Here is a 23,739-nt window from a genome sequence, read left to right as displayed (position 1 = left end):
AGAAAGGTTGCTTATGACAATAGATATTAGTGAAGAACAGTTGGCTCTGGAGTCGGCTGACTTATTAAAAATTCTTTTAAAAGATCGAACGACAAAGAAAAATATTGTTTGGGCGACACATTCTTATGAATTGTTGGGAAAAGGATTTGCTCCAAGTGATCGCATCACTCCAAGTAGGGTGACGGGAACCTATGCAAGCTTGATTCAACCTCGTTCGGAAAAGTCTAAGTATGAGCAAAAAGATAGAACCAAGATTCGAGCGGAAGTATTTACGCCTACATGGTTGGTTGAAAAGCAAAATGCTTATGTGGAAGCTGAACTTGAAGTTCTAGCGCTTGAAGAATATATCAAAGTCCGCTGGCTAGAAATTACCTGTGGTGAGGCTCCTTATATGGTAACCCGCTATGATACAGTAACCGGAGAGGAAATTCCACTGTCTGAGCGAGTTGGTTTTGTTGATAGAAAATTACAGCGCATTAGTCGTGAGGTTACAGAAGAAGCCACCTTCTATGAACTTGTAAAAGAAGTTTACCGTGCTTCCTATGGCTATGAGTATCAAGGAGATTCCCTGCTTTTGGCGCGTGAAAATCTTTTAGCAACCTTTGAGGATTACTATCTAGCTAAGACTGGAAATCAACCAACATTAGAGCAAAAGAAAGAAATTGCAACCATTATCTCTTATAACGTCTTTCAGATGGACGGATTGAATAAAATCAGTCCTTACTCAGGTACACAAAAGCAATCTCAACAGCTAAGCTTGTTTTCAGATGAGCTGGAAGTAGAACAAGCAGTAGAATCTAAAACCCAAATCAAAGACTGGAAAAAGAATAAGATGATAGGTTTTGAGCGCCTATCTAGTGAGGAAAGTGAAATGAAATTTGATGTCGTGATAGGAAATCCGCCGTATCAAATAGATAGTGGGACATCTGCTCGTGATGATGCTATATATAATTTATTTTATGACTCTGCTGAAGAGATTTCAAAAAAATACCTACTTATTACCCCTGCTCGTTTTCTATTTAATGCAGGATCTACTCCTAAAAAATGGAATAAGAAAATGCTTGAAGACGAAAAATTAAAGGTTGTTTTCTATGAGCAAGACTCATCAAAAGTATTTCCGGGTGTTGGCATTTCTGGAGGTGTTGTAATTCTATATAGGAATGAAGATAAAATTTCTGGGCCTATAGGCTCCTTTACCAGTCATCCGGAGCTAAATAGTATTTCAAAGAAAGTAGAAAGTAACACTCCATCAACTTTGAATAATATTATTTCAGGTAGAGGTATCTATAGATTAACAGAAAAAGCGCATTTGGATTTTCCTCAGATTGAAAGTATACAATCAAAGGGGCATAAAAATGATATTGGTACAGGTGCATTTGATAAATTTACTGACATAATTTTCTTTGATTCGATTAATGAAAAGAAAGAAAATTTTACTAAGGTATATGGTAGATATCAAAACAATCGAGTGTATAGATATATACAAAGTGATTATATAAACAAACCTTTAGGTCATGAGAATTGGAGAGTTATACTACCAAAAGCGTATGGAACTGGCATTGCGAATAATAACACTTCTGTAATTTTGATAGGAGAACCATTTGTTATAGAACCTCTTTCAGCTTTTACTGAAACATACATTTCGATTGGTCAGTTTAGTAGTCAAGAGGAAGCATTAAACTGTTTAAAATATATAAAGAGTAAATTTGCTAGAGTATTACTCGCTGTCTTAAAAGTTACTCAGGATAATACACGTGATAAGTGGGCTAAAGTCCCACTCCAAGACTTTACGGTCAATTCGGACATTGATTGGACACAATCAGTGGCTGACATTGACCGTCAGCTCTATCAAAAATATGACCTTTCCCCTGAGGAAATTGCCTTTATTGAGACCCATGTAAGGGAGATGGACTAGAAAAATACTTTTATTTGACATATAGCGCCCAATGATCTATAATAGATTGCATAGGATTAGGTCAGGAAGCATACGATGCCCTGACCCTTTTTGTTTTATAGGAGATTAGTTTGAAGGAACATAAAACATTCAATCAACAATTAACGATTTTAAGAAATAGGGGAGTTGTGGTCCCAACGAATGGCAAACCAAAGAGATTTTTAGAACAAGAAAATTATTACAATGTTATAAACGGCTACAAAGATTTATTTTTAGTAAAGGATAGCAATAATCTCCCTGTTGAGCCTGAACTTTATCAAGAAGATACTCATTTTAACGAACTCAAAGCCCTATTTTTATTTGACAGGGAATTACGAATATTATTATTGAAATATTTATTGATATTCGAAAACTCAATAAAAACTACGATTGCATATGAATTTTCCAAAAAATATTCTCGGAAGAATGCTTATTTAGATATTGCAAATTTTGTCGATAATGACCCTAAAAAGGTTCTTCAACAAATCTCTATCTTAACAAAGACTATTCATGATAAGGTAGATAGGACAGGGGCTATTAAGCACTACATTGAAGAGCATGGAGAAGTCCCACTTTGGGTTTTGGTTAATTTTCTTACGATGGGAAACATTGCTAATTTTTACAATATTTTAACGGATAGCATGAAGAATATCATTGCAAAGTTTTATACAGACAAGTACAGAACACAAAATAAAGATCATACATTTAGACTTTCTAGTGCAGATTTAAGCGCTTGTTTGAAAGTGGTTAACTTAGTTAGAAATATCTGTGCACATGATGAACGACTGTATAATGTTAATTTAAGAAGTGTCAGAGTTTCCCAGATAGCAAATCATTTTGGGATTAGCAGATATGATAATAAACGTTTCATAGTGGTCATTCTATTTTTAAAAGTTGTACTTGATAAAAAAGATTTTCAAAGATTATATAAAGCTTTGATGCATTTATTTAAACAGTACGCTGATGAATTCAAAACAGTAGTATTTAACGACATTTTAAAGACTATGGGAATCGACTTAACTGAGTTGGAAAAATTAGCCTAATTTCATTTTAAAAGGAACACGTATGTCAGTTGAGATTAAAACAAAAAAGAAAATTGATCCTAAAATCTATGCTTACACTACACCGACTGTAACCAGTAATGAGGGCTGGATTAAGATTGGTTATACGGAGCGTGATGTAACGCAACGGATTAAAGAACAAACGCATACTGCTCATATAGATACAGATATCTTATGGACGGCTGCTGCAGCATATACGGAAGAACCTGATAAAGGAAAAACTTTTAAGGATCATGATTTCCACCATTTCCTTTCTTTCCATGATGTGGAGCGTCGTCCTAAGACGGAATGGTTTTACTTTAATGGAACTCCTGAAAAATCTAAAAATCTTTTTGATAAGTTTGTTCAGCATGATTTGTCAGGGTATCAGCCCGGCCAAGGACAGGACTATACTCTGCGACAAGAGCAAAAAGAAGCAGTTGCTAAAACGGTAGCTTATTTCAAGAATCACCCAGGAGGTAAGTTCCTCTGGAATGCCAAGCCACGTTTTGGTAAAACCTTATCTAGCTATGACCTAGCTCGTCGAATGGATGCTGTCAATGTCCTGATTGTAACAAACAGACCTGCCATTGCTAATTCGTGGTATGATGATTTCGAAACATTCATAGCAGGTCAAACGACTTACAAGTTTGTTTCAGAGTCAGATAGCCTTAAAAATCGTCCAACATTGTCACGAAAAGAATTTGTTGGCCTTTTAGATGATGATGTACGACAACTTGCTTTTATCAGTCTGCAAGACTTGAAAGGTTCTGCTTATCTAGGTGGAGAGCATAATAAACTCAAATGGGTAACTGACCTACATTGGGATTTGTTGGTCATCGATGAGGCTCATGAAGGAGTTGATACTTTTAAGACAGATCAAGCCTTTAACAAGATTCGTCGGAATTTTACTTTACATCTTTCTGGAACTCCATTTAAGGCACTAGCTAAGGGAGATTTTACAGAGGAGCAGATTTACAACTGGTCTTATGCGGATGAACAGTCTGCCAAATCTACCTGGTCTCCTGAACAAGAAGAGGAAAATCCTTATGAGAGCTTGCCTCAGTTAAATCTCTTTACCTATCAAATGTCTCAGATGATTGGCGAAGAGTTAGAAAAAGGTGCTCAACTAGATGGTGAAAATATCGATTATGCTTTTGACTTGAGTGAATTTTTCGCTACAGATGATAAAGGGAAATTTGTCCATGAACAAGATGTTATAAATTGGTTAGATACTCTGTCAAGCAATGAAAAATATCCATTTTCAACCAAGGAACTTCGGAACGAACTCAAGCATACTTTTTGGCTCTTAGAACGTGTAGCCTCAGCTAAGGCCTTAAAAGCACTACTAGAAGAACACCCCATCTATGAAAATTATGAGATTGTTCTAGCTGCTGGTGACGGACGTATGTCAGAGGAAGATGATAAGGTCAAACTCAAATCCTTAGACTTGGTTAGAAAAGCAATAGCAGAGAATGACAAAACCATTACCCTATCCGTCGGTCAGTTGACGACAGGTGTGACTATCCCTGAATGGACAGGCGTATTGATGTTATCAAACTTGAAATCACCCGCCCTTTATATGCAGGCTGCCTTTCGTGCTCAAAACCCATATTCATGGAGTGATAACAAAGGAAATCACTTCCGCAAAGAAAGAGCCTATGTATTTGACTTTGCGCCAGAAAGAACCTTGATACTTTTCGATGAGTTTGCCAATAACTTATCTCTTTCAACTGCTGGAGGTGGAGGAACTTCCGCAACTCGTGAAGAAAACATTAGAGAATTACTAAATTTCTTCCCTGTGATAGCAGAAGACCGTGCAGGTAAGATGGTTGAAATTGATGCCAAGGCGGTTCTAACCATACCTCGTCAGATAAAAGCTAGAGAAGTCCTCAAACGAGGCTTTATGTCCAATCTCTTATTTGATAATATCAGCGGCATTTTCCAAGCTAGTCAAACCGTTCTAGACATTTTAAATGAATTACCAGTTGAAAAGGAAGGAAAGTTACAAACACCTTCTGCACTACTAGACTTTTCAGATGTTACAGTCGATGATGAGGGCAATGCAGTAGTTGACCATGAAATTGTAGTTAATCAGCAAATGCGACTCTTTGGAGAAAAAGTCTATGGACTTGGTCAGTCAGTTACAGAAGTGATGGCCCAGAATGAGGAAAAATCTCATAGGAAGTTGGCTTCTGAGTTGAGTCAAACAGTTTCTCCAGTGATTGTAAAAGAATTGGAAGCAGGCTATGACCTTAAAACGAGGGAAAAAGAACAAATCAAGAAAGAAATTTCCAAAACATTTGAGAATGAAATTCGAAAAAATGAGATAGAACGTAAAATTTCTGAAGCTCATATCAAGGAAGAGTTGCAACAACAGCTCAAGGAAACAAATGATAAGGAACAGAAAGATAAGATTCAAGAAGATCTTGAAAAACGAATAGAAGAAAATAATCTCATTCACAAAGAAAAACTAGAACAAACACTCAAAAAAGAAGTGGAAAAAATGCCTGAGAAATTTATCGAACAAGTTGAGATAAAACGTGTGGAGCAGTTGAAACAATCAGCTCAGGATGAGATTCGTGATCACCTTCGAGGATTTGCAAGAACAATTCCTAGTTTTATTATGGCCTATGGTGATCTATCTCTAACACTTGATAATTTTGACACCTTTGTTCCTGAACATGTTTTTTATGAAGTAACAGGGATTACGATTGATCAATTTAGATATTTGAGAGATGGTGGGCAAGATTTTACAGGACATCTATTCGATCGAGCAACATTTGATGAAGCCATTCAAGAATTTCTTCGTAAGAAAGAGGAATTGGCAGATTATTTTAAAGATCAGAAAGAAGATATTTTTGACTATATTCCACCGCAGAAAACCAATCAGATTTTCACTCCTAAACGAGTGGTGAAGAGAATGGTGGATGATCTTGAAAAAGAAAACCCAGGAATCTTTGATGATCCATCTAAGACATTTATTGATTTGTACATAAAATCAGGCCTCTATATTGCAGAACTTGTTAAGCGCCTATATAATAGCGTAGGTATGCAAGAATCCTTTCCAAATCCTGAAGAACGCTTAAAACATATCCTTGAAAATCAAGTTTATGGATTTGCGCCTTCAGAAATTATCTACAACATTTCCACTAATTTTATCTTTGGAAATCTCTCCCAAGATATTAGTAGAAAGAACTTTGTTTTAGAAGATACCATTCCTGCTGCTAAAGAAGGAAGGATTCAGGAGCTGGTTGATTCCTATTTTGAAAATAATTAAAAAAGAAGGCATTGACCTTCTTTTTTATATCTTTTACAATCCTGCAAATTCTTTGATTTCTTGTGCTGACATTGAAGAGTCACAACGGACATTGATTTGTCCATTTTTAACATGAACGAATCCTGGTACAGTTGTGATTTCGTAGCGTGAGCGGAAGTCTTGCAAAGCTTCAAGTTGGCTTGGTTCTTCACTATTGATGAAGTAGATATGTGCATTTGTTTCAGCTACCACACCTGCCAATGTGCCAGCAAATTTACGGCAGTAAGGGCAAGTTTTGCGGCCAATAAAGAATGTAGCAGTTTCTTTTTTATCAAGTGCTTCTTGAGCACGCGCTACAGTTGTAACTTCAAGATCTTTGATGTTTTCTAAAAATTGTTCCATGAGATTACCTCGCTTTCATTGATATGTCTAGTATGCCATAAAGTTTCTAAAATTGCTTAAATTTGATACGAAAAAAAGATGAGATTGGTTGGTCTCATCTTTTATAGGGCCTTATTTTACAAAAGCATTGATTTCTGCTTCGATGTTAGCAATCTTAGCTTGTGATTCTTCGTTGCTTTCACCAACAACTGCAATGTAGAACTTGATTTTTGGTTCTGTACCTGAAGGACGAACGGCAATCCATGAACCGTCAGCAAGTGTATATTTCAACACATCACTTGGAGGAGTAGTTAAGGCTGTTACAGTGCCATCAGCGGCAGTAGATGTTTGTGCTTTAAAGTCTTCAACGACAGTGATAGTTGTTGCATTCCATTCTTTTGGTGCATTGTTGCGGAATTTAGCCATAATTGCTTTGATTTGCTCAGCACCGTCAACACCAGAAAGAGTAACAGAGATTGTCTTTTCAGCATAGTAGCCGTACTCTTTGTAGATTTCTTCGATACCGTCAGCAAGAGTCAAACCACGTGAACGGTAATAGGCAGCAAGTTCAGCAACAACAAGAACAGCTTGGATAGCGTCTTTATCGCGCACGAATGGTTTAATCAAGTAACCGAAGCTTTCTTCAAATCCCATCATGTAAGTGTGGTTGTGTTTTTCTTCGAATTCTTGGATTTTTTCAGCGATGAATTTGAAACCTGTCAAAACGTTGAACATGGTTGCGCCGTAGCTTTCAGCAATCTTAGTTACCAAGTCAGTTGATACGATAGATTTGCAAAGAGCCGCGTTTTCTGGAAGAGTACCAGCGTTTTTGTGGGCTTCCAAGATGTATTTAGCCATGATGGCACCGATTTGGTTCCCTGAAAGGTTAAGGTAGCTACCATCTTTTTGAAGAACTTCAACACCAACACGGTCAGCGTCAGGGTCAGTTGCAACAAGAACATCAGCGCCTACTTGGCGACCAAGTTCTTCTGCAAGGGCAAAGGCTGCTTGACTTTCTGGGTTTGGAGATTTAACAGTTGAGAAGTCTGGGTCTGGAGTTGCTTGAGCTTCAACGACTTGAACAGAGTCAAATCCTGCTTGAGCAAGAGCACGACGAGCCAACATTTCACCAGTACCGTGAAGAGGAGTGTAGACAATCTTCATGTCTTTACCAAACTCTTCAATCAAGGCTGGGTTGATGTTCACATCTTTAACTTCTTTGAGGTATTCAGTGTCGACAGCTTCTCCGATAACTTCAATCAAGCCAGAAGCTTTTTCAGCTTCTACATCAGCAACTTCAACTGCAAATGGATTTTCGATAGCACGGATATAAGTTGTCAAAGCATCCGCGTCGTGTGGAGGCATTTGTCCACCGTCTTCACCGTAAACCTTGTATCCATTAAATGGTGCAGGGTTGTGGCTGGCTGTGACCATGATACCTGCGAAACAGTTGAGGTGACGAACTGCAAATGAAAGTTCAGGAGTTGGACGAAGACTTTCAAATACGTAAGATTTGATACCATGTTTGGCAAGAACTGCCGCAGATTCAAAGGCAAATTCTGGAGAGAAGTGACGGCTATCATAAGCTATGGCTACACCACGTTCTTTTTCATTTCCACCTTTTGACTCAATCAAACGAGCCAAACCTTCTGTTGCTTGACGAACAACGTAGATGTTAATGCGGTTAGTACCAGCACCAATCAATCCACGCATACCTGCAGTACCAAACTCAAGATTTGTATAGAATGCGTCTTCCTTAGTTTTTTCGTCCATATTTTCCAAATCATGACGAAGATAGTCTGGAAGTTCTGCGAAATCAACCCATTTTTGGTAGTTTTCTTGGTAAGACATAGAAATCTCCTTTAATATATAATCTAATCGCTTACATTATATCACGATTTGAAGTTTTAGTAAAACGTTAGCATGAGTTTCTGAAAAAGTTATGAAATAGAGCTAAACCACAAGTCTTGAATGGCTTAGAGAAACATGCTATACTAACTGTATGATTATTTTACAAGCTAATAAAATTGAACGTTCTTTTGCAGGAGAGGTTCTTTTTGATAATATAAACCTACAAGTAGATGAAAGAGACCGTATTGCCCTCGTTGGAAAAAATGGTGCTGGGAAGTCTACTTTGCTCAAGATATTGGTTGGAGAAGAGGAGCCAACCACTGGTGAAATCAATAAGAAAAAAGATATTTCTCTCTCTTATCTAGCTCAGGATAGCCGTTTTGAGTCTGAGAACACCATTTACGATGAAATGCTTCATGTATTTGATGACTTGCGTCATACTGAAAGACAACTTCGCCAGATGGAGTTGGAGATGGGGGAAAAGACTGGAGCAGAACTAGATAAACTCATGTCAGACTATGATCGCCTATCAGAAAATTTTCGTCAGGCTGGAGGATTTACCTATGAAGCTGATATTCGTGCTATCTTGAATGGGTTCAAGTTTGACGAGTCTATGTGGCAGATGAAAATTGCAGAGTTATCTGGTGGTCAAAATACTCGTTTAGCCCTTGCCAAAATGCTTCTTGAAAAGCCCAATCTCTTGGTCTTGGATGAGCCGACTAACCACCTAGATATTGAAACCATTGCCTGGTTAGAAAACTATTTGGTTAATTATAGCGGTGCCCTCATTATCGTCAGTCACGACCGTTATTTCCTCGATAAGGTTGCAACCATAACACTCGACTTAACCAAACATTCTTTAGATAGATATGTAGGAAACTACTCGAGTTTTGTGGAGCAGAAGGAACAGAAGCTCGCAACTGAAGCCAAAAACTACGAAAAGCAACAGAAGGAAATTGCTGCCTTAGAAGACTTTGTTAACCGAAATCTTGTTCGAGCATCGACAACCAAACGAGCGCAATCCCGACGCAAGCAACTGGAGAAAATGGAGCGCTTGGACAAGCCTGAAGCTGGCAAGAAATCAGCTAATATGACCTTCCATTCTGATAGAGTATCTGGTAATGTTGTTTTGACAGTTGAAAATACTGCCATTGGCTATGATGGTGAAATTTTATCAGAACCCATCAACCTCGACCTTCGTAAGATGAACGCTATTGCCATTGTTGGTCCTAACGGTATTGGTAAGTCAACCTTTATTAAATCCATTGTGGACCAGATTCCCTTTATCAAGGGTGAAAAGCGCTTTGGTGCTAATGTTGAGGTTGGTTACTATGACCAGACGCAAAGTAAGTTAACACCGAGCAATACAGTCTTAGACGAACTCTGGAATGATTTTAAATTGACGCCAGAAGTTGAAATCCGTAATCGCCTAGGTGCCTTCCTTTTCTCAGGTGATGATGTTAAGAAATCAGTTGGAATGCTGTCAGGTGGTGAGCGAGCTCGTTTGCTCCTGGCTAAACTTTCCATGGAAAACAACAACTTCTTGATTCTCGATGAGCCGACTAACCACTTAGACATCGATAGCAAGGAAGTCTTGGAAAATGCCCTGATTGACTTTGATGGTACTCTTCTATTTGTCAGCCATGACCGTTATTTCATCAACCGTGTAGCCACTCACGTGCTGGAATTATCTGAGAATGGATCAACACTTTATCTGGGTGATTATGACTATTATGTTGATAAAAAAGCAGAGCTAGTAGCTAGCCAAGCGGAAGAAGCGGCACCTTTTAACGAAGAAAACGAAGTTTCTCCAGTTAATGACTACCAAGCTCAAAAGGAAAGTCAAAAAGAACTGCGTAAATTAATGAGACAAATTGAAAGTCTTGAGACAGAAATCGAAGAACTGGAAACTCAAGCCCAAGCAATCTCTGAACAAATGCATACCATAAATGATGCAGATGAACTCATGCAATTACAAGCGGAACTGGATAAAATTAGCCATCGTCAGGAAGAAGCTATGCTGGAGTGGGAAGAATTGTCGGAGCAGGTGTAAGATGGAAAATCTTGGAAAAGTTTTTCGTGAATTTCGAATCAGTAAAAATTACTCTCTAAAAGAAGCTGCAGGAGAGGCCTGTTCGACCTCCCAATTATCCCGCTTTGAATTGGGGGAGTCGGATCTGGCTGCATCTCGTTTCTTTGAAATATTAGATAATATTCACGTGACGATTGAGAATTTTATGGATAAGACTAGAAATTTTCAACATCATGAACATGTCGGCTTGATGGCTCAGATTATTCCGCTTTACTACTCAAATGATATTGCAGGTTTTCAAAAACTTCAAGAAGAACAACTTGAAAAAGCTAAGAGTTCAACCAATCCCCTCTATTTTGAGCTGAACTGGATTTTGTTACAAGGTCTGATTTGTCAAAGAGATGCTAGCTTCACTATGAAGCAAGGTGATCTGGATAAGGTGGCAGATTATCTTTTCCAAACAGATGAATGGACCATGTATGAGTTGATTCTCTTTGGCAATCTCTATAGCTTTTATGATGTGGACTATGTTGCTCGCCTTGGTAGAGAAGTGATGGAGCGTGAAGATTTCTACAAAGAAATTGGTCGCCATCGAAAACTGGTCTTGATTTTAGCTCTTAACTGTTACCAGCATTGTTTAGAACATCTTGCTTTTGAAAATGCCAGCTACTTTGAAGCTTATATAGAGAAAATTATAGGTAAGAGCATCAAACTCTATGAGCGTAATGTATTCCACTTTCTTAAGGGATTTGCTCTTTATCAGAAGGGGCAAAAAGAAGAAGGTTGTAAACAAATGCAGGAAGCCATGCATATTTTTGATGTGCTAGGTCTTCCAGAGCAAGTAGCTTACTATCAGGAACATTACGATAAATTTGTAAAAGATTAATTTCCCAAATACGGGAAAAATGAGAAACTCCTTCAAGTTTTGATACAATAGTTTCAAAATTTGAGAGGAGTTTTTATGAATCGATATGCAGTACAGTTGATTAGTCGTGGAGCTATTAACAAACTAGGAAATATGCTCTATGATTATGGGAATAGTGTTTGGTTGGCATCGATGGGAACGATTGGGCAAACCGTTCTAGGGATTTATCAGATTTCTGAACTCGTTACATCCATTCTAGTCAATCCTTTTGGTGGAGTGATTTCAGATCGTTTTTCCCGTCGCAAGATTTTGATGACAACAGACTTGGTTTGTGGGATTCTCTGTCTGGCCATTTCTTTTATCAGAAATGATAACTGGATGATTGGAGCTTTGATCTTTGCTAATATTGTCCAGGCCATTGCATTTGCTTTTTCTCGGCCTGCCAATAAAGCTATTATCACAGAGGTGGTAGCAAAGGACGAGATAGTGACCTATAACTCTCGCTTGGAGTTAGTTTTACAGGTTGTAGGAGTCAGTTCTCCGGTGCTTTCTTTCCTTGTTTTACAATTTGCAAGTCTCCATCTGACGCTCTTATTAGATGCTTTGACCTTTTTCATCGCTTTTGCCCTAGTCGCTTTACTTCCCAAAGAAGAATCAAAGGTTCAAGAGCAGAAGAGTTTTACAGGGAAAGATATTTTTGCAGATATCAAAGATGGCTTACACTATATCTGGCATCAAAAAGAAATTTTCTTTCTCTTATTAGTGGCTTCCAGTGTGAATTTCTTTTTTGCAGCTTTTGAGTTTTTGCTCCCTTTTTCAAATAAATTTTATGGTATAGACGGAGCCTATGCAACTATCTTAACCATGGGTGCAATTGGCTCAATCATCGGAGCATTGATTGCAAATAAATTTAAATCCAATATGAATACACTTTTGTTCTTATTGATCCTCACAGGAGTAGGAGTTTTCATGATGGGCTTGCCACTGCCAAATTTTCTAACTTTTTCAGGAAACCTAGTTTGTGAACTCTTTATGACAATTTTTAATATTCACTTCTTTACACAGGTACAGACCAAGGTTGACGGAGAATATCTGGGGAGGGTATTGAGTACCATTTTTACACTGGCAATTCTCTTTATGCCGATTGCGAAAGGGTTAATGACCTGTCTACCGAGCGTCCATTTAGCTTCCTTTTTAATTATCGGACTTGGAGTTATTTTACTTTCGTTGATATCGATAGTCTATATTCAAAGACGGAAGAAGGATTCGAGTGAGAAAAACCAAAATTGAAGATAAAATTGAGTAAATCTGCCCATTATAAAACGTATCGTATCAGTTCATTGAAGTCTTGATATTATACGTTTTTTTAATTTTAAAGACTTTTTAACTATTTTCTACGATTTGTTAAACTTATCAAGGTAAAAAAATGCTACAAGACAGTAGACATCCTGAAGTTTCTATCTTATTTTTAATACTAATTGAGTTATAAAAGGGCATGCTCAAATAACACCTCATCTGTATACAATAAAATGGACTAGGTAATCATTTTAGGGAATTGACCGATTACAATAGTATATATCCGTGAATGCCATCTGCTTCAGTCTTTTTTCTGTTAATGTAGTATAATAAAGGGTGTAGGGATTCTATTTTTTGAAAGGATTTTTCTAAGAACGAAACTCCAATTAGAAAGAGGAGAAGCATGAAGCAATCACTTGAATTTTTAAGAGAAAGAATCACCGATAAGATGTCCTTAGAGGATATGGTAGCTATCTTTGAAGACTTGTGTCGTGAGCCTATTGATGATGAGATGATTTTATTTGAATCAGGGACGTTTACAAGTATATCTGATAATCCCTTGTTTCAACTATCGTTGGTAAGGCAAGCTCCAAATGAAGATGAAGAGTTTTATCAAGTTCACCTTGATATTTTCTATGAAGCTAGTCAAGACAATCAAATCTTTAGTGAATCAACCTGGGATGAAGATTTAGAGGAAAATATTTTTGACTACATTAGAAATTCAGAAGTATTTGCCTATGCTAAAGAGCAGGAATACCTAGCAGTCAAAATGTATCTTGAAGAAACTTAAGAAAAGGTAGTAATATGTTTGATTTTTTTAGAAAGAAAAAAGCTAAGGTCCTTTCTATGAATTTACACGGAAATTCTATCGATGTTCTAGAAACAAGCTTGAATTTCCCTTTATCATTAAAGGATATTGAAACTGTTTTTGGAAAACCTGACCGATTTTTCAAAAAAGAAGGGCAGTTTATCAAATACATTTATGATGAACTTGGTTTCGTATTTGTGCATTCCTTTGAAGTTAAACAACACTTAAAGAGTTGTGAGGTCTATATTGATGAGGAGTATTTAATAACTTCGCTATATTTATATTTTGGAGAGAAGGTCAAACCCATGTGGGACGAGGAAGAATTACCTCTCAATCCTTGCAAGACCCTGATAACTTGTAATGGAAAAAGCCCTTATTTTATTTCTGATAGACAGAGAGTAGGGGATTTTAACTTGATTTTATGGACTCCTTACGGAACTAATTTTAATGGAATTGCAGAGACCATCACTGACACACTTTCTATTTCCTACTTTCCAGAGGTCAAACATGAACGGGAAAGCTACAAGTTAAAAGAAACTGACGAAGAACTGCTACACTTTGACAATATAAATTTTAAACTAACTATTATCCAAGTTTTGATGTATGATTTACTTGTACTGAAACCCTACTTTGACATCTATGATTTTGCGGAAGAATTTAGTGAAGAGGAAATCGACACAGAAAGTATGGAGATTATTCAGCCGGCCCTTGAATATATGATGAATCTTCCTATACCTAAGAAATATGCCGAACAAGTTCAAGAAATCTATATGGATGGCGGAAATGAAATTTATCTGAATTTGATTCCTCAGTGGGATGGAGAAGATGATGGTTTCGATCTAAATGAAGTGAGTCTTAAAGAACTGCAACAGTTTCCAAATCTGAAGCAAGCGACTATCATAAGCAATAATTTTGAACATGTCAAAGAAACGTTCGACAAGCAAGGGGTTCAAGTGAAGTTATTATAATTGTCGCATTTATCTGGATAAATCATAAATGGATGAGATAAGTTCTTTAAGGATAAGGGCTAAAAAGGAAAGAAATCTGGTGTTGGAAAATGAACATTCTTGATCTTAATTCTAATCAGAAAGAGACGATATTGTTAATCCACCCTATGTTATCATCTGCTCAAGGGATGAAGTCCCTTATTGCAGACCAGATGGGGCAAGAGTTTAGATATATCATTCCGGATTTGTCTGCGCATGGGCAATCAGCTTCGGATACTTACGAGTCAGCTCTTAAGGAAAGCCAGATGATCTATGATTATCTAAAAGAACATCAGATAAAAGACCTGAGTTTAGCCTTTGGTGCATCCTTGGGTGGAGTTGTGTTACTGAAATTATTGAATTACAAGGATATCAGGTTTGGGAAACTTGTTTTTGAAGGGGTTAGTTTATGGACCAATGCGCCCTTGCTTGATGTCTTTACTAGGTATTTATTGTTAATAAAGCATAGAAAAGCCTTGCGAAATAGAAATATAGCTGTTCATAAGATGGTTTCACTTTATGGAGAAAAAGGAGAGATGATGGCGGATTCTTTCATTGCTATGGCTGAAGAAAGTATCAGACATATTTCCCATGATTGTGCCTTCGTAGCTTTGCCTAATCTTACGCTAGAGGAACAAAAAAACTGTGTTTTCTTTTATGGTTCAAAAGAATTCGACTTGATAGCTGCTAAAAAAGTTCTTCCAAAAAAGTATCCTCATGCCACATTTCACATTTGGCAAGGATATGACCACTGTCGCAAGATCACTGAAAATTCGGCAGTTTACTCTAAGATCCTGCGAGATGAAATGTTAACTAATGTACAGTATTAGAACACACAAAAAAGACCTATGTGTAAGACCATAGAAATGAGTGAAAATAGATTGATGCAAGATCCTGTATGACCTTAACTTTATCTAAGAGCTGCTAAAATAGTTGCTCGCCAAAAGTGCTTGCAACTCCAAACATATTTAGAAAGATAAATTGATGAAAAAAAACAATCGACTGATAAAAATTGTCCTTTGCTCAACGTTTCTTTTGACCTTAGTAGCTTGCAGTCAACCACAAAAGGCAAGCGATGCTACTACGGAAAACTCAGTAACTCAAACACAGTCTGGTCAAGTTTCCTGGAAAGCGTCTTACACCAATATGAACAGTAAACCAAGTGCAGAAGAAGTTCGAAAAGCTTTGGCTGCGCATTTGGATAAGGACAGTGTGGATGCATTTTTCAACCTTGTAAATGATTATAACAATACTGTCGGTTCAGTTGGTTTAACTGGAGATTTTTCTACATTTACCAAAAACGAGTATGACGTAGAAAAGATTAGTAATCTTTGGACACCGAAAAAAGGTGATTTTGTAGGTACCAACTGTCGTATCAACAGTTATTGTTTATTGAAAAATTCCATCGAAATTCCTAAGTTAGAGAAAGATGATTCCCTTTTGTTTGTCGATAATGATGCTATTGATAAGGGAAAAATCTTTGGTGCAGAAGACAAGGATGCCTTTGATATTCTATTCTCAAGAGTCAAGACCCAAGCAACAACTGATGTCAAGGTTCATGCTGCTAAGATGGAAAACTTCCTTTCTCAATTCAAGTTTAATGAAAATGCAAGAATGTTGTCTGTAGTCGTCCATGATGACTTGGATGGGCAATCCCTCTTTATCGGCCATGTCGGTATACTTGTGCCAAGCGAGGATGGCTGCCTCTTTGTTGAAAAGTTGACCTTTGAGGAACCTTATCAAGCCATTAAATTTGCGACCAAGGAAGATTGCTACAAATATCTAGATACAAAATATGAAAACTATACAGGTGAAGGTCTAGCTAAACCATTTATTATGGATAATGATAAGTGGGTTCAACTCTAAAAGTAGTATTTTTGGGATGATTTGCCTAAAGAGTGGGATAAGAAGTTACCAATCGAATGATAGCTAAATTGATATGATTAGAGGACAGCAAGCATGGATGAACATACATTAAGAGTTGTAAAAATTGATAAGGAAGCTATTTTTGAATTGATCTACGAAACTTTTAGAGCGCAAGAGCAAGAACTGCTGGACCTGTCTCCAGTAGATGTTATCAATGATTGTGCTATGGATTGGTAAAAGGGAGAGTTTATCTTTGCAGCACATCTTCAGGAAAATAGTCTGGGAGAATTGAATCCTCTTCCCAACGATATTGATATCCAAGATTTGCTGCAAAAACTACCTGTTACAACAGATTCCGTTCTTGGCAAAGAAGTGATTTATAGAGACTTTTCATTCGATCAATTAAAAAAATAGTATAATAGTAGTAAATAAAATAGTTATAAGGAGACACAATGGATATTAAAGATTTTACAGAAAAAGAACAAGAAATGATTAAAAAGGGACTAACTTTCTCTAAGCTGAATGATAAGGAAACTGCCGATAAGATTATCGGTTTGATTCCTCAAGATATGATTAAACGGATTCCATTTTTTGTTAGAAAACATGCCATTACACGTACTGTTAAGAGAATCTCGCTCGAGTATCCAGAGTTGTACGCTGTAGCTGAACAAGAAGGCCAACTTCCTGAAAAGGAAGCTCAAGAATTGCGCCAAATTCTTACAGATATTTTCCAAGAAAAAATGAACAAACATAAGATTAAGTAGTTTTTAATTAATTACTAAATCTTATACTTGTTCGTATTGAAATGATAGTATTTTATTCCCACATGCTGTGTTGGGCTCTGACACCATAGCTATCTAGGGAACCATCTCTATTAAACTTAGCTTCAATCCGGTATCTTTTCCAGAGGTCGTAATCTGCTGTTTGGATGGTTAGGATAAAGTTGTTATCCTTATCAGAGACATTATAATCAGCAGGATTAACTTCAAAGATATCAATTAACTTTCGTGTTTGAAAATCTTGGAGTTTGAGATTTGCTAGCTTGATATGATTGATGGAAATTTCTTCTAGTTGCTTGCTATCCTTAGGTGTTCTGTAATAGGTGATGACGCAGTTTTTGAGCTGATCAGTATCTCTTCCCGTAGGAGTAAGGCTCATAAAGCCATAGGACTGATCATCCCGCTTGACTTCGAGAAGATGACCGTAGTAGAAGTGGTCGTTTTTGGGATTGGTGATGGAGCTCTCTGCGCCTTTATCTCCAAAGGTAAAGCCTTGGTCTAAAAGCTCGGAAGCCTTGGTTTCTCCGATAATGACAGTGGTATCTTGAATGGTTACTGGAACAGGTTGAGATGGAAGGCCACTCATCATCATGCAAAACATAAAAACATAGCTCGTTAAAAAAGCTGTTCCTATAAAAGCGTTGGTTGATGCATAGGCATGACTGTTTTGAAAGTTTTTGCTTATAGCCAGTACAACAAATTTGCCAATACTTTTTAAAACCATACTAACAAGTACGATAAAAAATTGTTTTTTCAAACATTCATAAATGGCTTGAGGAAAGCTATTACCATGATAGTAGAAGCCAGCCAATACGAGGAGATTTACGATTAGATAGATTAGAAAGAACCAATGAATCTCTTTAAGGGCATTAGCATCAGTGATTTCTTCATAGTCAACGTGAATTCTACCTTGAATGGCATGGCCGAGTTTATAGATCCATTTTGGGACATCTTTCCCTTGTCTGACTGCAACTACAAGTCTAATATAGAGATAGATAGTAAAGGACAAGGATAGAAAGAAAAGAGCATAAAAACCCAAAACAATACTAGTGAACATTACTATTTCCCCCTATTTAACATTCAATAAAACAATTTCTTAGCTCCATTATAGCATTTTCTATAGAAATGGAGCTAAAAACATCAGGATTATCCTACAAGATTCAAAGGAGAAAAATCATGGGAATGATTGCCAATTATCAATATTTACCAGACAATGAATTAGAACAAATAAAAGGTCTTTCTAACCAAGAAGATGACTTGTTAGACTTTGCTGAGGACTCCGCTGATGGTCATGATATCTTACTAGATATTGACAAAATGTGGGATGCCCTAGTCTTTGTCATGACAGGATTTAGTAGTTCAGAATTTTTGGATGACAATCCCCTGAGAGAAGCTGTTTTAGGGGTGACTCCTCTAGAGGATGTATCTGAATATATTGCCTATACTGAAAAAACCAAGATAGCCGAGATTGTAGAAGCTTTAGAAAGTTTTGACATGGACAGAGCTATGGCTAACTTTAGTATGGAAGCTTGTAAAAAAGCAGACTTGTATCCTGATATTTGGGATTATCTTGAGGAAGAGGAAGAAATCAAGGATGAAATCCGAATCAGTTTTGTAAATATGAAAGAGTTTTACAAAAAGATTCTGGAGCTCAATGGAAATGTCCTGGTCACTATTTGTTAAGATTTTATATCATCCATTAGAAAGGTAGTCCCATGAATCCATTTCTAGAAAAGTATATTACTTTAAAAAAGCAATACCTGGAACAAGATGGAAAGCCTTCAAGTGTCGCAGCCCTTTATGATTTGGCTGATGAATTAGCTAAGTCTGATGATTTAGAAGCGAAGAAAGTCTTAGTTGACCTCTATGAGCAATTGGGTCTCTACACTAGTGCCTATAGCTTATTTATCGAAATCTTAGACAAACCTGATCGAAAACAGATAAAGAAACTGAACCGTTTACAAGAAATGAGTCAGAGTCATGGCGATCGTTTTGCCCTTCTTCGTCCTCTAAGAAAAGAAGAGAAGAAGCAAAGGCAGGAGCTATTACAGTCTTTGCCACATTTTATCTATCATCCAGATCCTCTAGCTACAGGTTCATTTGTTGAAGGAGAAGCCAAGGTTTGTCCATCTTGTGGGAAAGAAAGCAATGTTTATTATGCCTTGATACCTTATTGTATTGACAACATAGAAAACCTTTGTCCATTTTGTATTGCAAACGGGCTAGCAGGCAAGAAATTCGATGCGGAATTTGTCCAAGATGCCGAGTGGCAGGGTGAATTGGATCCAGAAAAGAATCAGCTGCTTTTTTGTCAGACCCCAGGCTACTCTAGTTGGCAGGGAGAATATTGGCTTTCTTGTTGCCAAGATTATTGTGCTTACTTGGGTACAGTTGGAACTCGAGAATTGAAGGATATGGGAATCGCTGAGCAAGTCTTGGCAGACTATGAAGCGCGTGAAGAATATCAAGAGGTAGAAGACTACTTGGTCAAAGACGGGCCTATCTGTGGTTATTTGTTTAGATGTCTACATTGTCAAAAATACCAGATCTGGGTTGATGCAGATTAAATCGAAATGTGACTAGCTATGAAAATTAAAGAGAAGACTATGGAAGAACTAGAATTATTCGAAGCTGCCTCCAAAGATTTATTTGATACTATGCAGGGATTTAAAGACAATCTATCTGTTCAATTTCCCCTATTAGATAGTGATAACTGGCAGTATGATAAGGGAACAATAAAAGTTTGTAAGGCTGATGAGTCAGGATTCAAAAAAAGATGTAGGGTCGGAATCAGCTACAACTTGAAAGTCTCCCTATTAAACGAAGATGCCGAGCAAATCTGGTTACTGTTTAAAGACTGGTTCAATACTAGCAGATTGGGTCAAGTTGAAAGAAATCCTAATAATGAGGATTTGGGAAGATATGTCTTCTCAGCAAGTTCCTCTCTAGGTGATCAGGTAGATTGTTCGATTTATTTGCCTAATGAGTGGAATATCCCTCAGATTAGCTTTTCAGGCTATTTAACAGCTCGTTATAGGGCTTGTGATCTTGATAAATAGCAAGAATAAGATGGAGGTTTTTAGAGATGAGAAAGATTGATTGGGACAAGATAAAGACTCGCTTAGATGCCTTGCTGGTCATTGATGAGTATCTGACAGATCCGAGTGAGGATTGGCTTAGACTCGTGATTAAGACTGAGGAAGACTATGGACTCCGCTACCTTATTGACAATGGCTCTGGTGATTCTTTAGATGTGATTTTGACTGATAAAATGATCCTTATAAAAGGCTTCGATCATGAAAGTAGTTTAAGCCAGTTTGCTGCTGACGAGTGGAATCAATACGTCATTGATGGTTTTTATAAAGGACTGGATGAAAAGTATCTCTCACTTTATTCAGAAGACCAAAAAGATGAAACAACCTTCTTTATCTGGTATGATGGTCACGCGCATCAACAGACTTACCAAGATCAGGATGGCGGAGAATGGTTGCTATCTTACCTCTTTGATAGCTTTGAGAGATTTCATGAGTTTGTGACAGACTATTATGAAATTACAGTTGATAAAGATTTACTTAGGAAACTCTACATGGAAGGACAACTTTCAGACTTAGAATTAAAGCAATTAATCCAGGAGAGTTAAGAGAGTAATCATGAGAGTGAACTATAAAAATACCCCTGAAAACTATCGAGCTATGGTGGAAATAATCATCCCACCCTTGCTTGATTTACTCAAAAGTTTAACCTTGTTAGAAGAGGAAATTTTTGAGCGTAACAGAGTACTGGATAAGGAAAAAGAAGCCCTTGGAATCCCATCTAATCAACTTCACCCTTTGTGGAATGAACTTATGGATGACTATTTTCAGAGGCAAATGCAACTTCTAACTGGACGAGTGACTCAAAAATGCTTGGAAGGAGGAGTTCGAAATTCTTATGGCTCCCCAAGTGAGTATAACTATGTTCAAACGAATGATTTTTCTGTAGATTTTATCATGACAAAAGCTGAAGAAGCAAGAATTATCACCCATTTTCAAGAAGCATTAGAAATGAAGCATCAGTTTGTTCTTAGATTGGTGGATGGAAATTGGCTACTTGATGAGAAATTCTACGGTTTTGAGGATGAGGAAACTTGGTATCTCGACTCACTTTGACCAAGATAGCTTTGCTTCCCAACTAATATGAAAAAAAGGAGAAGTCCTATGAATTTTTTAAAAAATCTATTTGCTAGTAAGAAAGAAAAGTCAGAGAAGAAAAAACAACTGATCTTGTCCATGCCCCTCTTCAAAGGCAAGCAGGCCTATTCTTTAGACCAGGTCGTTCAGGAATTGAAAACTCACTGGGGGCTTGAAATTTCTGAAGTTTCTGGGGATGATTCTAGTGCAACCTTTGTGATTGATGGTGCTCTCGTTGCGCTGGCTTTGATGGATTTGCCTATCCCAAGTCAAGAATTTGAAAAATTGTATGCCTATTCTTACCTCTGGCAGGATGTTGAGAAGGAAACACAGGAGCACACACAACACGCCATTGTTTCTATATTGTCTGACAATCTTTCGCCAGTAGAAACTTATTCCTTATTAACTAAAGTCAATGCCTCTATTCTAAAAACTAGTCAATCAGCTATTGGTATTTATCAGGGTTCTACCACCTTGCTCTTGCCCAAAGATCTTTATCTAGACCTGGCTGACCTTTTGAAAGAAGAAATGCTTCCCCTTCAACTCTGGATTTATATGGGAATTATCAACCAGGGAGATAAAACTAGTATTTACACTTATGGTTTGAAAGAGTTTGGAAAAACTGAGATTGAAATCATTGATTCTGTCATGAATAGCGATGACTTATATTATTTCCTCTTGTCTATTCTTCAGTATGTTTTAGGCAGTGATGTCACCTTAAAGGATGGTGAAACCATTGGTTTTTCAGAAGATCAAAAAATCAAAATCACTGAATCAAAAGCCGTCTATTTGGAAGGCGATTCCTTGAAATTAGATGTTTAGACCATGATTTATAATTGAGTGTCCTTCCTAGATTGGAGGTTTTATGAAGCGTGATATAAAAAAGTATTTTCTCTACCGATTTTTGGTCTATAGATTTGAAAAATTATCTTGTAAGAATCCAAGTCTAAAAGAAATAAAACCAGAGAAGAGAGAAAAAATCGTTCTAGAGGCTACTCGAACTAGTCAAAAGATTATTCTAGTCCTTGGAATTCTTTATGTTTTGCTAAATTCTGCTTTGTTCATTTACCTAAGGCTCAATGATTTTCAAAATCCCTTATTGACTTGGTTTACTGATTACGTCGACTATTTAGGTGGACTGATAAACGGAGAATGGGGCGGTAGTTGGCGTCAAAAGAAAGCTAGTTTTTTGATGATTGCTCTACTGGCTTTGCCCATTGTGGTCATAGAAGGTGGCCCCTTCTTCTTGCTGGTTTTATTAGTTGGGAATTGGACATTAAAGAGAAAAATAAGATTTGAGAGAGAACATAAAGGAGTAGAGAGCCATGGCTAGAACGGTGATAATAGGTACTTTAATAGTTTTTGCAATCTTTAATCTGCTACTCGGTCTGGGCTTTTATCTCTTTCTAAAAAAGAGGAGAGAGAATGGGCAGTCATTGTACGAAACCCCTGTAAATCAACAAACTCGAACAGAAAAACTGGGTCTAGGCGAGATTTTGGTCTACCTGTCCCTGATTGCAATCGCAGGCGTCTTTGCTTTTCAGACCTTAAATAGAGGTGGTGTTGGGAATTCTATTTTAGCCAAAATGATCCTCCTCCCAGCTATAATGGCTCTTTTCAATGCAAGAAAAAGGACTGGAAAGTCTTTACTTGCCCTCCTTATAACCTTGATGGTCTTTCTAGTAGGAGTCATGTTTAATCTCACGATTGGACTCCCACCTCAAGCACCGATTTTGCAAATTAATGAAAGTAAAATCACGTTAGCAGAAACCAAAGCAAGTGATCTGATGGAAGTTGGATTTGATATCTATGTAAGACAGGGTGATGGTGCTAGCGACTACGAAGACCTCCTGACAGATGGCAATTTCCAAAAGTATTCAGGAGATAAGTCAGTCACTATCGAAAAAGGCTTCAGACTTGATAGCAATGCTGTTCCCTACGCTCCCTATCTCTTTGCAAAAGATGGCATAGTTCTTGGGAGTATTTCCTTTTACGGGGCAGAAGATAAGGACGTGGTTCTAGAAGATTCTAAGGTTATTCAGGTCCGATTTAACAAGGAAAGCATTGAAGCAGCTAAGGAACATTCTATCACTCTCAAATTAGATGAACTTGACTTGACTACTCAACTGGATGTTTCTCTTGTTCAAGAAACTTTTAAAAAGCATCTATGGTCAATTCCCCCATCACATACAAGTGATGTCACTCAATTGTGGTATGGATTAAAGTGGTCCAGCAACAGTGACTCTCTATTTTGGAATGAGTATTATAGTCTCATCCATCTGGATGAAAATTACTTGATGACTGATTTTGAGCTAGCTGTTCAAGTAGCGCGAGATGACTAGATAGGATTTTGAATAGTTGATTATGCTTATAATTCATTAAAGAAACTAATCTATTTAGTTTCTTTTTTTGTTTTTTGATTTAAATTTAAAACGATTTCCATTTTGAAACTAAAGCAATTTCACGAACAAAAT

23 protein-coding genes are annotated in these 23,739 nt (G+C 37.3%); 20 read left to right on the top strand and 3 right to left on the bottom strand.

Annotated elements, in window-relative coordinates; genetic code table 11:
- Window positions 1-13: 13 nt before the first annotated feature.
- The 3 genes from M1R56_RS01180 to M1R56_RS01170 all read left to right on the top strand — a co-directional run bounded on the left by M1R56_RS01180 (window position 14) and on the right by M1R56_RS01170 (window position 6,253).
- Window positions 14-1,915, top strand: coding sequence for an Eco57I restriction-modification methylase domain-containing protein (locus M1R56_RS01180; protein WP_248034297.1), 1,902 nt, complete (start codon window positions 14-16; stop codon window positions 1,913-1,915).
- Window positions 1,916-2,025: 110 nt separating this feature from the next.
- Entirely contained in the window at window positions 2,026-2,976 is a 951-nt protein-coding gene (locus M1R56_RS01175) for an Abi family protein (protein WP_248034296.1), read from the top strand.
- Between the two features lie 22 nt (window positions 2,977-2,998).
- Window positions 2,999-6,253, top strand: a complete 3,255-nt coding sequence (locus M1R56_RS01170) for a DEAD/DEAH box helicase family protein (RefSeq protein ID WP_248034295.1) — start codon at window positions 2,999-3,001, stop codon at window positions 6,251-6,253.
- Between the two features lie 33 nt (window positions 6,254-6,286).
- On the opposite strand, the gene M1R56_RS01165 is transcribed toward M1R56_RS01170, so the two are convergent.
- Both M1R56_RS01165 and M1R56_RS01160 read right to left on the bottom strand, forming a co-directional pair.
- On the bottom strand, window positions 6,287-6,634 hold the full coding sequence (locus M1R56_RS01165) for a thioredoxin (protein WP_248034294.1): 348 nt from the start codon (window positions 6,632-6,634) through the stop codon (window positions 6,287-6,289).
- 111 nt (window positions 6,635-6,745) lie between these two features.
- Window positions 6,746-8,464: a phospho-sugar mutase gene (locus M1R56_RS01160; protein ID WP_248034293.1), complete on the bottom strand. Its 1,719-nt coding sequence runs from the start codon at window positions 8,462-8,464 to the stop codon at window positions 6,746-6,748.
- Between the two features lie 151 nt (window positions 8,465-8,615).
- Between M1R56_RS01160 and M1R56_RS01155 the strand changes: the two genes are divergently transcribed.
- From M1R56_RS01155 to M1R56_RS01115, 9 genes are all read left to right on the top strand, one after another.
- The gene (locus tag M1R56_RS01155) at window positions 8,616-10,517 is read left to right on the top strand and encodes an ABC-F family ATP-binding cassette domain-containing protein (RefSeq protein WP_248034292.1); all 1,902 of its coding nucleotides are present in this window, start codon (window positions 8,616-8,618) and stop codon (window positions 10,515-10,517) included.
- A gap of 1 nt (window position 10,518) precedes the next feature.
- Window positions 10,519-11,382 carry an XRE/MutR family transcriptional regulator gene (locus M1R56_RS01150; RefSeq protein ID WP_248034291.1) on the top strand — a complete coding sequence of 288 codons (864 nt, stop codon included), beginning with the start codon at window positions 10,519-10,521 and terminating at the stop codon, window positions 11,380-11,382.
- Between the two features lie 75 nt (window positions 11,383-11,457).
- A complete protein-coding gene (locus M1R56_RS01145) occupies window positions 11,458-12,651 on the top strand; it encodes an MFS transporter (protein ID WP_248034290.1) in 1,194 nt (397 codons plus the stop codon).
- Window positions 12,652-13,060: 409 nt separating this feature from the next.
- Window positions 13,061-13,447: a hypothetical protein gene (locus M1R56_RS01140; protein WP_248034289.1), complete on the top strand. Its 387-nt coding sequence runs from the start codon at window positions 13,061-13,063 to the stop codon at window positions 13,445-13,447.
- A 14-nt stretch (window positions 13,448-13,461) separates the two neighbouring features.
- Complete coding sequence (locus M1R56_RS01135; RefSeq protein WP_248034288.1) at window positions 13,462-14,433, top strand: hypothetical protein; 972 nt, start codon at window positions 13,462-13,464, stop codon at window positions 14,431-14,433.
- A gap of 89 nt (window positions 14,434-14,522) precedes the next feature.
- Window positions 14,523-15,281 carry an alpha/beta hydrolase gene (locus M1R56_RS01130; protein WP_248034287.1) on the top strand — a complete coding sequence of 253 codons (759 nt, stop codon included), beginning with the start codon at window positions 14,523-14,525 and terminating at the stop codon, window positions 15,279-15,281.
- Between the two features lie 154 nt (window positions 15,282-15,435).
- Window positions 15,436-16,317: a DUF4300 family protein gene (locus M1R56_RS01125; protein ID WP_248034286.1), complete on the top strand. Its 882-nt coding sequence runs from the start codon at window positions 15,436-15,438 to the stop codon at window positions 16,315-16,317.
- 93 nt (window positions 16,318-16,410) lie between these two features.
- Complete coding sequence (locus tag M1R56_RS01120; protein WP_248034285.1) at window positions 16,411-16,554, top strand: hypothetical protein; 144 nt, start codon at window positions 16,411-16,413, stop codon at window positions 16,552-16,554.
- A 215-nt stretch (window positions 16,555-16,769) separates the two neighbouring features.
- Window positions 16,770-17,081, top strand: coding sequence for a hypothetical protein (locus tag M1R56_RS01115; protein WP_248034284.1), 312 nt, complete (start codon window positions 16,770-16,772; stop codon window positions 17,079-17,081).
- Window positions 17,082-17,133: 52 nt separating this feature from the next.
- On the opposite strand, the gene M1R56_RS01110 is transcribed toward M1R56_RS01115, so the two are convergent.
- Window positions 17,134-18,153 (bottom strand): hypothetical protein, encoded by a 1,020-nt coding sequence (locus tag M1R56_RS01110; protein WP_248034283.1) that lies wholly within the window; start codon window positions 18,151-18,153, stop codon window positions 17,134-17,136.
- A gap of 119 nt (window positions 18,154-18,272) precedes the next feature.
- Here M1R56_RS01110 and M1R56_RS01105 point away from each other — a divergent pair, with 119 nt between their 5' ends.
- The 8 genes from M1R56_RS01105 to M1R56_RS01070 are packed head-to-tail and all read left to right on the top strand — an operon-like array spanning window position 18,273 to window position 23,607.
- Entirely contained in the window at window positions 18,273-18,779 is a 507-nt protein-coding gene (locus M1R56_RS01105; RefSeq protein ID WP_248034282.1) for a YfbM family protein, read from the top strand.
- A 32-nt stretch (window positions 18,780-18,811) separates the two neighbouring features.
- Window positions 18,812-19,663 carry a CbrC family protein gene (locus tag M1R56_RS01100; protein WP_248034281.1) on the top strand — a complete coding sequence of 284 codons (852 nt, stop codon included), beginning with the start codon at window positions 18,812-18,814 and terminating at the stop codon, window positions 19,661-19,663.
- Between the two features lie 18 nt (window positions 19,664-19,681).
- Window positions 19,682-20,155, top strand: a complete 474-nt coding sequence (locus M1R56_RS01095; RefSeq protein WP_248034280.1) for a hypothetical protein — start codon at window positions 19,682-19,684, stop codon at window positions 20,153-20,155.
- A 26-nt stretch (window positions 20,156-20,181) separates the two neighbouring features.
- Window positions 20,182-20,736 carry a hypothetical protein gene (locus M1R56_RS01090; RefSeq protein ID WP_248034279.1) on the top strand — a complete coding sequence of 185 codons (555 nt, stop codon included), beginning with the start codon at window positions 20,182-20,184 and terminating at the stop codon, window positions 20,734-20,736.
- Between the two features lie 10 nt (window positions 20,737-20,746).
- Window positions 20,747-21,244, top strand: a complete 498-nt coding sequence (locus tag M1R56_RS01085; RefSeq protein ID WP_248034278.1) for a hypothetical protein — start codon at window positions 20,747-20,749, stop codon at window positions 21,242-21,244.
- A gap of 48 nt (window positions 21,245-21,292) precedes the next feature.
- Window positions 21,293-22,087: a DUF4261 domain-containing protein gene (locus M1R56_RS01080; RefSeq protein WP_248034277.1), complete on the top strand. Its 795-nt coding sequence runs from the start codon at window positions 21,293-21,295 to the stop codon at window positions 22,085-22,087.
- A gap of 43 nt (window positions 22,088-22,130) precedes the next feature.
- Window positions 22,131-22,598, top strand: a complete 468-nt coding sequence (locus M1R56_RS01075; RefSeq protein ID WP_248034276.1) for a hypothetical protein — start codon at window positions 22,131-22,133, stop codon at window positions 22,596-22,598.
- On the top strand, window positions 22,591-23,607 hold the full coding sequence (locus tag M1R56_RS01070; RefSeq protein ID WP_248034275.1) for a hypothetical protein: 1,017 nt from the start codon (window positions 22,591-22,593) through the stop codon (window positions 23,605-23,607). Before M1R56_RS01075 ends, M1R56_RS01070 begins: the two co-directional genes overlap by 8 nt.
- Window positions 23,608-23,739: the final 132 nt, after the last annotated feature.

Source organism: Streptococcus sp. oral taxon 431 (assembly GCF_023115445.1).
In the GTDB taxonomy this organism is placed as follows: Bacteria; Bacillota; Bacilli; order Lactobacillales; family Streptococcaceae; genus Streptococcus.
This window is presented reverse-complemented; position numbering and strand designations above follow the sequence as displayed.

What these genes read in the sequence shown, in the direction of transcription:
- M1R56_RS01180 (WP_248034297.1), top strand. Translation starts at nt 14, where the DNA reads ATGACAATAGATATTAGTGAAGAACAGTTGGCTCTGGAGTCGGCTGAC.
- M1R56_RS01170 (WP_248034295.1), top strand. Translation starts at nt 2,999, where the DNA reads ATGTCAGTTGAGATTAAAACAAAAAAGAAAATTGATCCTAAAATCTAT.
- M1R56_RS01165 (WP_248034294.1), bottom strand. Translation starts at nt 6,634, where the DNA reads ATGGAACAATTTTTAGAAAACATCAAAGATCTTGAAGTTACAACTGTA.
- M1R56_RS01160 (WP_248034293.1), bottom strand. Translation starts at nt 8,464, where the DNA reads ATGTCTTACCAAGAAAACTACCAAAAATGGGTTGATTTCGCAGAACTT.
- M1R56_RS01155 (WP_248034292.1), top strand. Translation starts at nt 8,616, where the DNA reads ATGATTATTTTACAAGCTAATAAAATTGAACGTTCTTTTGCAGGAGAG.
- M1R56_RS01150 (WP_248034291.1), top strand. Translation starts at nt 10,519, where the DNA reads ATGGAAAATCTTGGAAAAGTTTTTCGTGAATTTCGAATCAGTAAAAAT.
- M1R56_RS01145 (WP_248034290.1), top strand. Translation starts at nt 11,458, where the DNA reads ATGAATCGATATGCAGTACAGTTGATTAGTCGTGGAGCTATTAACAAA.
- M1R56_RS01140 (WP_248034289.1), top strand. Translation starts at nt 13,061, where the DNA reads ATGAAGCAATCACTTGAATTTTTAAGAGAAAGAATCACCGATAAGATG.
- M1R56_RS01135 (WP_248034288.1), top strand. Translation starts at nt 13,462, where the DNA reads ATGTTTGATTTTTTTAGAAAGAAAAAAGCTAAGGTCCTTTCTATGAAT.
- M1R56_RS01130 (WP_248034287.1), top strand. Translation starts at nt 14,523, where the DNA reads ATGAACATTCTTGATCTTAATTCTAATCAGAAAGAGACGATATTGTTA.
- M1R56_RS01125 (WP_248034286.1), top strand. Translation starts at nt 15,436, where the DNA reads ATGAAAAAAAACAATCGACTGATAAAAATTGTCCTTTGCTCAACGTTT.
- M1R56_RS01120 (WP_248034285.1), top strand. Translation starts at nt 16,411, where the DNA reads ATGGATGAACATACATTAAGAGTTGTAAAAATTGATAAGGAAGCTATT.
- M1R56_RS01115 (WP_248034284.1), top strand. Translation starts at nt 16,770, where the DNA reads ATGGATATTAAAGATTTTACAGAAAAAGAACAAGAAATGATTAAAAAG.
- M1R56_RS01110 (WP_248034283.1), bottom strand. Translation starts at nt 18,153, where the DNA reads ATGTTCACTAGTATTGTTTTGGGTTTTTATGCTCTTTTCTTTCTATCC.
- M1R56_RS01105 (WP_248034282.1), top strand. Translation starts at nt 18,273, where the DNA reads ATGGGAATGATTGCCAATTATCAATATTTACCAGACAATGAATTAGAA.
- M1R56_RS01100 (WP_248034281.1), top strand. Translation starts at nt 18,812, where the DNA reads ATGAATCCATTTCTAGAAAAGTATATTACTTTAAAAAAGCAATACCTG.
- M1R56_RS01095 (WP_248034280.1), top strand. Translation starts at nt 19,682, where the DNA reads ATGAAAATTAAAGAGAAGACTATGGAAGAACTAGAATTATTCGAAGCT.
- M1R56_RS01090 (WP_248034279.1), top strand. Translation starts at nt 20,182, where the DNA reads ATGAGAAAGATTGATTGGGACAAGATAAAGACTCGCTTAGATGCCTTG.
- M1R56_RS01085 (WP_248034278.1), top strand. Translation starts at nt 20,747, where the DNA reads ATGAGAGTGAACTATAAAAATACCCCTGAAAACTATCGAGCTATGGTG.
- M1R56_RS01080 (WP_248034277.1), top strand. Translation starts at nt 21,293, where the DNA reads ATGAATTTTTTAAAAAATCTATTTGCTAGTAAGAAAGAAAAGTCAGAG.
- M1R56_RS01075 (WP_248034276.1), top strand. Translation starts at nt 22,131, where the DNA reads ATGAAGCGTGATATAAAAAAGTATTTTCTCTACCGATTTTTGGTCTAT.
- M1R56_RS01070 (WP_248034275.1), top strand. Translation starts at nt 22,591, where the DNA reads ATGGCTAGAACGGTGATAATAGGTACTTTAATAGTTTTTGCAATCTTT.